Here is a 12,029-nt window from a genome sequence, read left to right as displayed (position 1 = left end):
GAGCAGGTCGGGCAGGTCGATCAAGGGGGGTGGGCCGGTGGTGGTCGGCGCGGTGGTGGTCGGCGTCGACGTGGGCGGCTCGGTGGTGGCCGGTGGCCTGGTCGTTCGCGGCGGGGGTGAAGGGCTCGCGGTCGGCCGGGGCGACGCGGTGGCGCTCCGGCTGGCGCTGCTGGACGCGCCGCCCGGGGTGGCCGAGGTGGTCGCCGGCCGGGGCGGAGCGGTACGGGCGGGCGGTGGCGCGACCGTCACCGCGGACGCGGACGGCGTGACGGCGGTCGTCGTCGGTGAGGCCGACGGGGTGGGTGACGGCTTCTCCTCCTCCGCGCTCGCCTCGACGAACGGGATGACGGCATCCGGGGTGACCGGCCCGCCGGCGAAGCTGACCCCCACCAGCACGGTGTAGAACACCCCGGCCGCACCCGCGCAGTAGGCGAGCCGCCGCAGCCGCCGACGCCTCCGGCCGGTCGAGTCGACGAAGACGGGAGGCGGTTCGGGGGCGACGGGAATGAGTTCGGTCGGGCCTTCCACCTGGATTACTGTATACAAGAAAAAAAACCACCTTCACCTCCGGGGGTGGCTCTGACCAGCCACAATAGAATCCAGCGCTTTAATGATCTTGTCGAATTGGGCCCGGGTCAAAGGACCCGGGCGGGGGTTCGGGCGATCTTGTAGCGTGAGGTCGTGGCGCGCAGCGTGTACCTCACCGGAGTGGGATCGGGCGGAGGCAAGTCGACCGTGGCGCTCGGGCTGGCCGAGTTGCTCTCCCGGCAGGTCGAGCGGATCGGCGTGTTCCGGCCGCTCGTCGCCGGCGACCGCCCGGACCCGATCCTGGCCCTGCTCACCGAGCGCTACCGGGTGGAGTCGCCGGTCGACGAGTTGCACGGCGCGACGTACGCCGAGGCGAGCGCGCTTGTCGCGAACGGCCGGCGGGAAGAGCTGATCTCCACGATCGTGGCCCGCTACCGGGAGGTCGAGCGGCGCTGCCCCGCCGTCGTGGTGGTGGGCAGCGACTTCGCCGACGGCGACGGCGCCGGCCCACGCGAGCTGGCGTTCAACGCCCGCCTGGCGACCGAGTTCGGCAGCGTCGTGGTGCCCGTGGTGGACGGCTTCGGGCAGCCGCCCGAGGCGATCAGCGCGGTGATGCGTGGCGCGTACCACGATCTGGCCGACCTGGGCGCGACCGTGGTGGCGGTGGTCGCCAACCGCGTGCCCGGGCCGATGACGCTGCCCGAGCTGCCGGTCCCCGCGTACGCCATCCCGGAGGTGCCGACCGTGTCGGCGCCGACGGTGGCCGAGGTGGCGGCGGCCCTGGGCGCCACCCGGCTCACCGGCGACCCGGCCGCGCTGGACCGCGACGTGCTCGACTACGTGGTCGGCGCGGCACACGTGCCGACCCTGCTCGACCACCTCACCGACGGCGCCCTGGTGATCACCCCCGGCGACCGGGCCGACCTGCTGGTGGCGGCCGGCGCCGCGCACGTCGCCGGGCAGGTGTCGCTCGCCGGGCTGGTGCTCACGCTCGGCGAACAGCCCGACCCGCGGGCCATGCGGCTTGTCGAACGGATGAACACCGGGCTGGCCGTGCTCTCGGTCACCAGCGACAGCTACGACACGGTCGAGGCGTCCAGCCGGATCGAGGGCCGACCCAGCACCGCCAACCCCCGCAAGGTCGAGGCGGCGCTCGGCGCGTTCGAACGTTGCGTGGACACCGACGACCTGGCCCGCCGGCTCCGGGTCACCCGCTCCGCCCGGGTCACCCCGCTGATGTTCTCCAACGACCTGATCGACCGCGCCCGGGCCCGACGCCGCCGGCTGGTGCTGCCCGAAGGCACCGAGGAACGGATCCTGCGCGCGGCCGAGGTGCTGCTGCGTCGGGGCGTCGCCGAGCTGACCCTGCTCGGACGCCCCGACGACGTCGTCCGGCGCAGCCGTGAGCTGGGCCTCGACGTCGGCGACGCCCAGGTGGTCGACCCGGCGACGAGCGAGTGGCGGGACGAGTTCGCCGCCGAGTACGCGAAGCTGCGCGCGCACCGGGGCATGACACCCGAGCTGGCGCACGACACCATGGCCCAACCCAACTACTTCGGCACGATGATGGTGCGGACCGGCCGAGCCGACGGGATGGTTTCCGGGGCCACCCACACCACGGCCGCCACCATCCGCCCCGCCTTCGAGATCATCCGCACCGTGCCCGGCGTCTCGGTCGCGTCAAGCGTCTTCTTCATGCTGCTCGCCGACCGGGTGCTGGTCTACGGCGACTGCGCGGTCAACCCCGACCCGGACGCCGCCCAACTCGCCGACATCGCCATCTCGTCGGCCGACACCGCGGCACGCTTCGGCATCGAACCCCGGTTGGCGATGCTGTCGTACTCGACCGGCAGCTCCGGCGCCGGCACCGACGTGGAGAAGGTCGCCGCGGCCACCGCGCTGGTCCGCGAACGCCGGCCGGACCTCCTCGTCGAAGGGCCGATCCAGTACGACGCGGCGATCGATCCGCAGGTCGCGGCCACCAAGCTGCCGGACAGCCCGGTCGCGGGACGGGCCACCGTGTTCATCTTCCCGGACCTGAACACCGGCAACAACACGTACAAGGCGGTGCAGCGCTCGGCCGGCGCGGTGGCGGTCGGCCCGGTCATGCAGGGCCTACGCCGGCCGGTGAACGACCTGTCCCGGGGCGCCACCGTGCCGGACATCGTCAACACGGTGGCGATCACCGCCATCCAGGCCGCCGCGGAGGCGTCTTAAATGAGCCGCATCCTGGTCCTCAACAGTGGATCCTCGTCCGTCAAATACCGGCTGTACGACGGTGACCAGGTCCTCGACAAGGGCACCGTCGAACGGATCGGTGAGCCGGACGGCGGACCGGCCGACCACGAGGCCGCCGTCCGGCAGATCCTCGACCGGCTCGACCTCGACGGGCTCGCCGGCGTCGGGCACCGTGTGGTGCACGGCGGGCGACGGTTCAGCAGCCCGGTGCGCATCGACGACGCGGTCGTCACCGCGATCGAGGATCTCGTCCCGCTCGCCCCGCTGCACAACCCGGTGAACCTCGCCGGCATCCGGGTGACCCGGGAGGCGCTGCCGGACACCCCGCAGGTGGCGGTCTTCGACACCGCGTTCCACCACACCCTGCCCGAGGCCGCCGCCACCTACGCCATCGACCGGGCCACCGCCGACCGATACGACATCCGCCGGTACGGCTTCCACGGCACCTCGCACGCGTACGTGTCCCGGCGGGCCGCCGAACTGCTCGACCGGCCGTACGCCGAACTGAACACCATCAGCCTGCACCTGGGCAACGGCGCGAGCGCGTGCGCGGTGGCTGGCGGCCGGAGCGTGGCCACCTCGATGGGCATGTCCCCGCTGGAAGGGCTGGTGATGGGCACCCGCAGCGGCGACCTCGACCCGACGATCATCTTCCACCTGCGCCGCGAGGGCAGGATGGACGTGGACGAGATCGACGACCTGCTCAACCACCGCAGCGGCCTGCTCGGCCTGACCGGCGTCAACGACATGCGGGAGGTGCTGGCCCGCCGGGACGCCGGCGACCCGGACGCGACACTGGCGTTCGACGTCTACTGCCGCCGGATCACCGGCTACGTGGGCGCGTACTACGCGCTGCTCGGCCGGGTCGACGCGATCGCCTTCACCGCCGGGGTCGGTGAACACGCCGCCGCCGTCCGGGCCGCGTCGTTGGCCGGGCTGGACCGACTCGGCATCACCGTCGACCCCACCCGCAACGACGGTACGGGTGACCGGGTGGTCTCCCCCGCCGGCGCGGAGGTCGCGGTGCTTGTGGTCGGCACCGACGAGGAACGGGAGATCGCCCGCGAGACCCGCGACGTGCTCGCCGCCTGACCCGTTGATCGACACGCTCGCGCCGACGTGGCGGACGCCGGATGGCTTGATCGACACGCTCCCGCCCACACGGCGGACGCCGCCCCGCTTGATCGACACGCTCCCGCCCACGCGGCGCACGCTGCCCCGCTTGATCGACACGCTCCCGCCCACACGGCGCACGCCGCCCCGCTTGATCGACATCACTTCGCCGAGGTGGCGGTATCGCTGCCAGGCCGATGCCGCCACCTCGGCGTACCGGTGCGGATCAAGGAGGTCCGGGGCTCAGCGGAGCGCGAGCCAGGCGACCAGGGCGACGACGACCACGACGACCACGCCGACGCCGGCGATCAGCGGCAGCCGTGACGGCGCCGGCGCCGGCGCGGCCGACTCGGGCGCGTCCACGAAGGCGCGGAACTGCGCGGTGTTGCCGCTCGGATCGGTGTAGTTCTCAGTCATGCGCGTGACCCTAGCGAAGCGGGACGGGCGGCACGGTCCCGCCGGGCCGGCCCCGGCGCGTCCGGACACCCGTTCGCGGCGAAACCGATCCGGCCGGTGGAGACGCGGCCCGGCCGGACGGCGGGCGCGGGTCGACCGCTCGGTCGCCTACGGTGCACGGGTGAGGGCGCTGCGGCTGGTGGCCGCGCTGACGGCGACGCTGCGGCTGGTGGCCGCGCTGACGGCGGCGCTGCGGCTGGTAGCCGCGCTGACGGCGGCGCTGCTGGCCGGCTGCGGGCCGGCCGTCGCCACCTCCGACCCGATCCCGGCCGCCGTCCGGCCCGCGCCCGAACGCCCGTACCCGGTGGGCATGCGGCAGTTCACCGTCGACCCGGACGGCCCGCGGCCCCTACCGGTCACCGTCTGGTACCCGGTGGACCCGGCGGCCTCCCCCCGCCGGCCCGGGCCGGACCGACCGGCCGCCGCGCCGAGCGCCGGCACGGAGATCGGGCCGAACGTGTGGGCTCGGGCACCGGTGGCCGCCGGACGGTTCCCGGTGGTGGTCTACAGCCACGGGCTACGCAGCCTGCCCGCGCTGCACGCGCCGCTGACCAGCCGCTGGGCGGCCGCCGGTCTGGTCGTGGTAGCGCCCACCTATCCGCGCACCAACAAACGGGCCCGGAATTTCAGCCGCGACGATGTCCGCCACCAACCGACCGACGCCTGGCGGCTGGTCCGCCACCTCATCCGCCTGAGCACCCGCGCCGACGATCCGCTCGGCGCGCACCTGGCCATGGACCGGCTCGCCGCCGCCGGGCACTCGGCGGGCGGTCACACCGCCCTCGGCATGTTCGCGTCCGCACCCCCGGTGCCGTTGCGGGCGGGCATCGTGATCGCCGGCGGTCGGATGGTCATCGGCCCGGCCCGCCCCCTCGCGCCGGTGCTGTTCGTGCACGGCACGGCCGACCGGATCGTCCCGCAGTCGATCGGTCGTGCCGCGTACGCTCGCTGTCTCGGGCCGGTCGCCTTCCTCAGCCTGCTCCGGCAGGGCCACGGCGAATACCTCACCCCGGGCCGCTCCGGTTTCGCCCAGGTGCTCGCCACCACCACCGACTTCCTCCGCTGGACGCTCTACGGCGACCGGGCCGCCCTGCGCCGCCTCCCCGCCGACGCCGCCGCGCCCAACACCACCAGGTTCACCACCCGATCCTTCCCCGCCTGACCCCACCCGCCGCCGCCCGCCGCCCGCCGCCGCCCGCCGCCCGCCGCCGCCTGCCGCCCGCCGCCGCCTGCCGCCCGCCGCCGCCTGCCGCCCGCCGCCGCCTGCCGCCCGCCGCCGGCTGCCGGCTGCCGGCTGCCGCAGGGTGTTAATAGGGGGCCCCGCCTCTACCGCAGGCGTTAAAAAGGGGCCCCTCCTTACCCCCATCGGGCGGTAGCGTTGGCTTGATGGACGGGCTGGAGCAGCGGCAACTGGACGCCATCCGGGACGTCGTCGACCTGGCCGGTGCGGCCGGGATCGAGGTGTGGCTGCGCGGTGGCTGGGCGATGGACTTCCACCTCGGCACGGTGCGCCGTCCGCACGTCGACGTCGACTGGTACTGCTGGCGGCACGACGCCGACCGGTTGGCCGCCCGGCTCGGCGGTCAGGGCTGGCGGCCCGACCCGCGGATGCCGGCCACCAAGCAGCTTGACCTGCTTCGCGGCGACGTCGAGCTGAGCTTCGCCTACCTGGACCGGGATCCGGCCGGCCGGGTGGTCGTCGGCGCCGGCCCGTGGGCGGGCACGCCCCTGCCGGACGGGATGCTCGACGCGCCGCAGGGCCGGATCGGGGCGCTCGCCGCACCGGTGATCAGTGTCACCGCGCAGATCGAGTTCAAGGAGATGTTCCCGGTCTGGATGCCCGAGCGTCCCCGCCGCGCCAAGGATGCCGCCGACCTGGTCCGCCTCCAGGCGTCGGTGGACGGCCGCCCGCCGAGCTGACCCGCCCCACCCGCCGCACCGCCACCCGCGCCGAGTGTTAATAGGGGGCCCCGCCTCTACCGCAGGCGTTAAGAGGGGGCCCCTCCTTAAAACCGCGAGGCACAATCGGGTTCATGCGCCGTCGTTCCGTTGCCCTGGTTGCCGCCGCTCTGCTCGGCGCGGGCCTGGCCGGCTGTTCGAAGCCGACCGTCCCGACCGGGCGGCCCGCCCCCGATTCCCCACCGCAGGCCACCACGCCCGCGCCGCGGGTCGCCGAAGGCAAGGCGCCCACCAAGAGCTTCGCGGTCGGCGTACGCCAACTGAAGCTGAACCGCGACGGCGACCGGCCGTTGCCGGTGACGCTCTGGTATCCGGCTACGGGCGCGGCCGGCGGCACCGCCGAGCGGTCTGCCCGCGCGGCCGACGGGCGGTTCCCGGTGGTGCTGTTCAGCCACGGTCTCGATGCCCGGCCGGAGGACTACCAGGTGTTGTTGACGCGCTGGGCGGCGGCCGGGTTCGTGGTGGCCGCGCCGCGGTTCCCGCACACCGCGCGGGGTGGTGACGGCAACCCGCTGGACGTGCTCAACCAGCCGGCCGACGTGTCGTACGTGTTGACCCGGGTGCTCGCGCTCGGCGAGGCGGCGGGCGATCCGCTGCGCGGCCGGCTGGATCCGGAGCGGGTGGCGGCGACCGGGCACAGCGCCGGCGGTGTGACCACCATCGGGCTGTTCACCACCGGCCGGGACGAGCGGCTGGACGCCGGGATCGTGTTCGCCGGTACGGCGCTCGGCGTGGGCACCGGGTTCGCCGGCGCCGCCGCGCCGCAGTTGTTCGTGCACGGCGAGGCGGACGAGGTGGTGTCGTACGCGGCGGGCAAGGCCGTGTTCGACGCGGTGCCGTGGCCGAAGGCGATGCTCAGCCTGCCGAAGGGCGATCATGGCCGGGCGCTGCTGGGTGACGGGAAGGCGCTGCGGGTGGTCGCCGACACCACTGTCGAGTTCCTCCGCTGGACCCTTTACGGCGACCCGGCGGCGAAGAAGCGCCTCCCCGCCGAAGCGACGAGTGGCAACCTGGCCACCCTCGACGACCGGCTGTAAGGCGGGGGCCCCGGTTAACGCCTGCGGTAGAGGAGGGGCCCCCGCTTAACGCGCGCGCCGCCTCAGGCCGTGTGGTCGATGGCCACCTTGCCGAACACCTCGCCGGAGTGCAGCCGGGCGAACGCCTCCTCGATCCGGCTGAACGGCACCACCCGGTCCACCACCGGCCGGACCCCGTGCTCGGCGCAGAACGCGAGCAGTTCGGCCAGCTCGCCCGGGGTGCCCATGGAGGTGCCGAGGATCTCCAGTTGCATGGCGAAGACCCGGCGCAGGTTGATTGTGGGCTCGTGCCCGGCGGTCGCGCCGGAGACCACGATCCGGGCCATCGGCGCGGCCGATTTCAGCGAGTGGTCGAAGGTGGCCGCACCGACCGTCTCGATCACCACGTCGACCCGCTCCGGCAGGCGCGCGCCGGGCTCCAGCGCGGTGGCGCCCAGCTCGGCGATCCGCTCCCGCTTGGCGGCGTCGCGGCTGGTCGCGTACACCCGTTTGCCGAGCGCGACGCCGAGCGCGACCGCCGCGGTGGCCACGCCACCGCCGGCGCCCTGGACCAGCACCGACTCGCCGTCGGCGACCCGGCCCCGGGTGGTGAGCATCCGCCACGCGGTGAGCCAGGCCGTGGGCAGGCACGCCGCGTCGGTGGCCGACAGGCCGTCGGGCAGCGGCAGCAGGTTCATCCGGGGTACGGAGACCATCTCGGCGAAGGTGCCCGGGAAGCGCTCGGAGAGGATGGAGACCCCGCGCGGGTCGCCCGGGGTGGGCACGACCGGGTAGATGACCACCTCGTTGCCGTCCGGGTCGGTGCCGACCGCGTCGCAGCCGAGGATCATCGGGAGTTGGTCGGCGGTCAGGCCGACGCCGCGCAGCGACCAGAGGTCGTGGTGGTTGAGCGAGCTGGCCCGCACCCGCACGGTGACCCAGTCGTCCTGCGGGTGGGTCGGCTCGGGGCGGTCGCCGACGGCGAGCGCGGCGAGCGGGTTGTCGGCGTCGAAGGCCGAGGCATAGGCAGCACGCATGATCCGCACCGTAACAAGCTGAGCGGCCGTTAAGAAGGGGCCCTTCCTATGCAAAAGGCGATAAGAAGGGCCCCTTCCTTACACCCTCAGCGGCGCGCGACCCCGTCGCGGCGGGCGGCTTCGGCGACCGCTTCCGCCACCGCGGGGGCGACCCGCGGGTCGAGCGGGGACGGCACGATCGCGTCGGCGGTCAGCGACTCGGCCACCACGCCGGCGATGGCGTCGGCGGCGGCCACCTTCATCCCGTCGGTGATCCGGGTGGCCCCGGCGTCGAGCGCGCCGCGGAACACGCCCGGGAAGGCGAGCACGTTGTTGATCTGGTTCGGGTAGTCGCTGCGCCCGGTGGCGACCACCGCGACGTGCCGGGCGGCCACCTCGGGGTGCACCTCCGGTGTGGGGTTCGCGAGCGCGAAGACGATGCCGCCGGGGGCCATGCCGGCCACCGCCGCCTCGGGGATCTGGCCGCCGGAGACGCCGACGAGCACGTCCGCGTCGCGCAGCGCCTCGGTGACGTCGCCCTGGCGGCCCTCGGCGTTGGTGAGTTCGGCCAGTTCGGCCTTGGTGCCGGTGAGGTCGCGGTGCCGGCCGATGATGCCGCGCGAGTCGCAGACCACCACCCGGGCCGGGTCGACGCCGCCGGCGATCAGCATCTTGGTGACCGCCACTCCGGCCGCGCCGGCCCCACTGACCGCCACCCGCAGGTCGCCGAGCTTGCGGTTGAGCAGCGTCGCGGCGTTGCGCAGCGCGGCCAGCACCACGATCGCGGTGCCGTGCTGGTCGTCGTGGAAGACCGGGATGGGCAGCGCCTCGTCCAGCCGACGCTCGACCTCGAAGCAGCGCGGGGCGCTGATGTCCTCCAGGTTGATGCCGCCGAACGAGGGCGCGATCGCCCGTACCGCCGCGACGATCTCCTCCACGTCCTGGGTGTCCAGGCAGACCGGCACCGCGTCCACGCCCGCGAACTGCTTGAACAGCACCGCCTTGCCCTCCATCACGGGCAGCGCGGCGCGTGGGCCGATGTTGCCCAGACCGAGGACGGCGGAGCCGTCGGTGACCACGGCGACGGTGTGCGACACCCATGTGTAGGTGTCGGCGAGGTCGGGATCGGCGGCGATCGCCTCGCAGACCCGGGCAACCCCCGGGGTGTACGCGAGGGAGAGGTCTTCCCGGCTGGTCAGCGGCACGGTCGAGGCGACGGCCATCTTGCCGCCGACGTGCAGCCGGAAGACGGGATCAGCGGGGTCCGGGGTGGACGCAGACATGGTGACTCCAGGATCTGTCGAGCAGACGGACCGGCCGGCGCGGTCGGCGAGGTCAGCGACCGGCGGGGCGGTGGTGCGGGGGGTCACCCGGGCACTTCCGAGCATAGTCACGCCCCGACTCCCACGATGTGAGCGGGGTCATATCCGTCCTCACCCCTGCCGACCTCTGATCCGGCCAGGTCGGGGCCACCAGCGGGCCACCACCCGGCCGCGCACGTCGGCCACCCCGTACGCCCGGGAGTCGTCGGTGACCAGGTCGTTGTCGCCGCGCAGCCACCAGCCGCCGTCGCGTGGCTCGACCGCGCGCTTCACCACGAGCAGGTCGGGCCGGCTGCGGAAGACCGCGACCACCACGTCGCCGGGACGGACCGGGCGGCCACCGGTGCGGACCAGCACCGCGTCGCCGTGGCGCAGTGTCGGGGACATGGACGGGCCGGTTATCAGGACGGGCACCACGGGTTTCACCTCCCGCCCGCTGGAAAGCATCTCCAGGAGTAATGTCGTCTTCGATCATCGCAAACATCCCATGGAGGACCCTGATGCGCCTTCCTCGCATCCTCACGCCCCGGGTGACCGCCAGCGCCCACTGTGACCTGCCCTGCGGCGTCTACGACCCGGCCCAGGCTCGGATCGAGGCCGAGTCCGTCAAAATGATCTGCGAGAAGTACCAGGCGAACACCGATCCGGAGTTCCGCACCCGCGCCATCCTGATCAAGGAGCAGCGGGCCGAGCTGGTCAAGCACCACCTGTGGGTGCTCTGGACCGACTACTTCAAGCCGCAGCACTTCGAGAAGTACCCGCATCTGCACCAGCTCTTCAACGAGGCCACCAAGCTGGCCGGCGCGGCCGGCGCCAAGGGCGGGACCGACCCGGCCAAGGCCGACGAGCTGCTCTCGAAGATCGACGAGATCTCCAAGATCTTCTGGGAGACCAAGCAGGCGTGACCTCGCCCGTCACGGTGCCGACGATCCGGCCGGTACGTCCCGAGGACGTGCCGGCCGTCGTCGCGATGGTGCACGAACTCGCCGCGTACGAGCGCGCTCCGGAGCAGTGTCACCTCACCGCCGAGCAGCTCGACGCGGCGTTGTTCGGCCCCGAGCCGGCGCTGTTCGGGCACGTCGCGGTGGACGCGGCGGACGAGCCGGTGGGCTTCGCCCTCTGGTTCCTCAACTTTTCCACCTGGGCCGGGGTGCACGGCATCTACCTGGAGGATCTCTACGTCCGACCGGATGCCCGGGGCACCGGCGCCGGCCGGCTGCTGCTGGCCGCCCTGGCCGCGATCTGCGTCGAGCGCGGATACCAGCGGCTCGAGTGGTGGATGATCAACTGGAATCCGGCGGCCCGCTTCTACGCCGCGATCGGCGCCACGCCGATGGACGAGTGGACGCCGTACCGGCTGGCCGGAGCCGCGTTGGGCGATCTTGCCGCGCGGGCGACGCCCGCACCCACCCGTTCGGCCGACTGACCGGGTAGAGTCCCGCACCGGGGGGATGAGGCGTGACTCAACTGACCGGGCAGCCGACGACGGACGACGACGTCGTGCACCTCACCGTGCCCGCCGACGGCGGTTACCTCGGCGTGCTCCGCACCGCCACAGCCGGCCTCGCGGCCCGGCTCCAGTTCGCGCTCGACGAGATCGAGGATCTGCGCATCGCGGTCGACGAGGCGTGCGCCATGTTGCTCGCCATCGCCACCCGCGACGCCGAGCTGGAGTGTCGCTTCGCGGTCACCGAGGACGCGCTCACCGTTGAGGTGACCGTGCCGACCGTGCGGGGCGCCACGCTCCCGTCCGAGTCGTCCTTCGCCTGGAAGGTGCTCACCGCGTTGACCACCGGGGCCGGCGCGCGGGCCGCTGACGGCCGGGCCACCATCTCGTTGTTGACCCGCCGTTCGGGCGGCTACTGACCGGTCCGACCGCGCGCCGGCCGCGACAGCGACGAACGGGCCGGTAGCCACCCGACCAGCCGGGTCGGCCGGCTACTGGCCGGCCGGGTCGCCGAAGCCGAGCGCCCGGTTGGTCGGGCCACTGACGAGCAGCCCGGCGACACCGAGCCCGAGCGCCATCAGCGGCAGCCCGAGCCAGCCCATTCCGCCGGAGATCATGTACCACCCGATGGGCAGCAGCATGAGTTGGAGCACGATGGCCGGCGCGCGGGCGCCCGCCCGCCGCCGGGACAGCGCGCCACCGAGCGCCCAGAGCGCGACCGCCCCGGCCACCGCGAAGGCGGTCACCAGCAGCGCCGAGGCCAGGTCGGTGTGCTCGGCGGTGAGGTCGGACCAGATCAGCCAGAGCGCGACCAGGCCGAGCGCCACCGCCTCGGCGCGCAGCACGAGCACCGCCGCGCGGAGCGGGCCGGGGACCGGGTCCGAGTCGATCGTCACGGGCGCCACGATACCGGTGGATAGGCGCGGTATTGTGC

Annotated in this window: 14 protein-coding genes; 9 read left to right on the top strand and 5 right to left on the bottom strand. The window is 73.6% G+C overall.

Going from position 1 to position 12,029, the window contains the following annotated elements; genetic code table 11:
• Positions 1–37: 37 nt before the first annotated feature.
• The 3 genes from O7602_RS03830 (at position 38) to O7602_RS03820 (ending at position 3,858) form a co-directional block, all read left to right on the top strand.
• Entirely contained in the window at positions 38–403 is a 366-nt protein-coding gene (locus O7602_RS03830) for a GTPase (RefSeq protein ID WP_281586848.1), read from the top strand.
• Between the two features lie 278 nt (positions 404–681).
• Positions 682–2,745, top strand: coding sequence for a phosphate acetyltransferase (gene pta, locus O7602_RS03825; RefSeq protein WP_281586847.1), 2,064 nt, complete (start codon positions 682–684; stop codon positions 2,743–2,745).
• Positions 2,746–3,858 carry an acetate kinase gene (locus O7602_RS03820; RefSeq protein WP_281586846.1) on the top strand — a complete coding sequence of 371 codons (1,113 nt, stop codon included), beginning with the start codon at positions 2,746–2,748 and terminating at the stop codon, positions 3,856–3,858.
• 264 nt (positions 3,859–4,122) lie between these two features.
• Here O7602_RS03820 and O7602_RS03815 read toward each other — a convergent pair whose 3' ends face one another.
• On the bottom strand, positions 4,123–4,296 hold the full coding sequence (locus O7602_RS03815; RefSeq protein ID WP_281586845.1) for a hypothetical protein: 174 nt from the start codon (positions 4,294–4,296) through the stop codon (positions 4,123–4,125).
• A 160-nt stretch (positions 4,297–4,456) separates the two neighbouring features.
• Between O7602_RS03815 and O7602_RS03810 the strand changes: the two genes are divergently transcribed.
• The 3 genes from O7602_RS03810 (at position 4,457) to O7602_RS03800 (ending at position 7,331) form a co-directional block, all read left to right on the top strand.
• A complete protein-coding gene (locus tag O7602_RS03810; protein ID WP_281586844.1) occupies positions 4,457–5,497 on the top strand; it encodes an alpha/beta hydrolase in 1,041 nt (346 codons plus the stop codon).
• Positions 5,498–5,721: 224 nt separating this feature from the next.
• Positions 5,722–6,255 carry an aminoglycoside adenylyltransferase gene (locus O7602_RS03805; RefSeq protein WP_281586843.1) on the top strand — a complete coding sequence of 178 codons (534 nt, stop codon included), beginning with the start codon at positions 5,722–5,724 and terminating at the stop codon, positions 6,253–6,255.
• A gap of 113 nt (positions 6,256–6,368) precedes the next feature.
• Positions 6,369–7,331 (top strand): chlorophyllase, encoded by a 963-nt coding sequence (locus O7602_RS03800; protein ID WP_281586842.1) that lies wholly within the window; start codon positions 6,369–6,371, stop codon positions 7,329–7,331.
• Between the two features lie 62 nt (positions 7,332–7,393).
• Here O7602_RS03800 and O7602_RS03795 read toward each other — a convergent pair whose 3' ends face one another.
• From O7602_RS03795 to O7602_RS03785, 3 genes are all read right to left on the bottom strand, one after another.
• A complete protein-coding gene (locus tag O7602_RS03795) occupies positions 7,394–8,347 on the bottom strand; it encodes a zinc-binding dehydrogenase (protein WP_281586841.1) in 954 nt (317 codons plus the stop codon).
• A gap of 86 nt (positions 8,348–8,433) precedes the next feature.
• On the bottom strand, positions 8,434–9,609 hold the full coding sequence (locus O7602_RS03790; RefSeq protein ID WP_281586840.1) for an NADP-dependent malic enzyme: 1,176 nt from the start codon (positions 9,607–9,609) through the stop codon (positions 8,434–8,436).
• A gap of 150 nt (positions 9,610–9,759) precedes the next feature.
• Positions 9,760–10,095 carry a S24 family peptidase gene (locus O7602_RS03785; protein WP_281586839.1) on the bottom strand — a complete coding sequence of 112 codons (336 nt, stop codon included), beginning with the start codon at positions 10,093–10,095 and terminating at the stop codon, positions 9,760–9,762.
• 53 nt (positions 10,096–10,148) lie between these two features.
• Between O7602_RS03785 and sodN the strand changes: the two genes are divergently transcribed.
• From sodN to O7602_RS03770, 3 genes are read left to right on the top strand one after another with little or no spacing between them, the layout of a single operon-like run.
• Positions 10,149–10,553 carry a superoxide dismutase, Ni gene (gene sodN / locus O7602_RS03780; RefSeq protein ID WP_281586838.1) on the top strand — a complete coding sequence of 135 codons (405 nt, stop codon included), beginning with the start codon at positions 10,149–10,151 and terminating at the stop codon, positions 10,551–10,553.
• Positions 10,550–11,074 carry a GNAT family N-acetyltransferase gene (locus tag O7602_RS03775; RefSeq protein WP_281586837.1) on the top strand — a complete coding sequence of 175 codons (525 nt, stop codon included), beginning with the start codon at positions 10,550–10,552 and terminating at the stop codon, positions 11,072–11,074. The genes sodN and O7602_RS03775 overlap by 4 nt, the downstream gene beginning before the upstream one ends.
• 32 nt (positions 11,075–11,106) lie before the next feature.
• Complete coding sequence (locus O7602_RS03770; RefSeq protein WP_281586836.1) at positions 11,107–11,514, top strand: ATP-binding protein; 408 nt, start codon at positions 11,107–11,109, stop codon at positions 11,512–11,514.
• A gap of 72 nt (positions 11,515–11,586) precedes the next feature.
• Here O7602_RS03770 and O7602_RS03765 read toward each other — a convergent pair whose 3' ends face one another.
• The gene (locus O7602_RS03765; protein WP_281586835.1) at positions 11,587–11,991 is read right to left on the bottom strand and encodes a hypothetical protein; all 405 of its coding nucleotides are present in this window, start codon (positions 11,989–11,991) and stop codon (positions 11,587–11,589) included.
• Positions 11,992–12,029 lie beyond the last annotated feature (38 nt).

Source organism: Micromonospora sp. WMMD1128 (assembly GCF_027497235.1).
Taxonomy (GTDB): domain Bacteria; phylum Actinomycetota; class Actinomycetes; order Mycobacteriales; family Micromonosporaceae; genus Micromonospora.
The sequence above is the reverse complement of the archived record's forward strand: the minus strand, read 5'-3'. Positions and strand labels throughout refer to the sequence as shown.

Coding starts and splice junctions, on each gene's coding strand:
- O7602_RS03820 (WP_281586846.1), top strand. CDS start 2,746: ATGAGCCGCATCCTGGTCCTCAACAGTGGATCCTCGTCCGTCAAATAC.
- O7602_RS03815 (WP_281586845.1), bottom strand. CDS start 4,296: ATGACTGAGAACTACACCGATCCGAGCGGCAACACCGCGCAGTTCCGC.
- O7602_RS03805 (WP_281586843.1), top strand. CDS start 5,722: ATGGACGGGCTGGAGCAGCGGCAACTGGACGCCATCCGGGACGTCGTC.
- O7602_RS03800 (WP_281586842.1), top strand. CDS start 6,369: ATGCGCCGTCGTTCCGTTGCCCTGGTTGCCGCCGCTCTGCTCGGCGCG.
- O7602_RS03795 (WP_281586841.1), bottom strand. CDS start 8,347: ATGCGTGCTGCCTATGCCTCGGCCTTCGACGCCGACAACCCGCTCGCC.
- O7602_RS03790 (WP_281586840.1), bottom strand. CDS start 9,609: ATGTCTGCGTCCACCCCGGACCCCGCTGATCCCGTCTTCCGGCTGCAC.
- O7602_RS03785 (WP_281586839.1), bottom strand. CDS start 10,095: ATGCTTTCCAGCGGGCGGGAGGTGAAACCCGTGGTGCCCGTCCTGATA.
- sodN (WP_281586838.1), top strand. CDS start 10,149: ATGCGCCTTCCTCGCATCCTCACGCCCCGGGTGACCGCCAGCGCCCAC.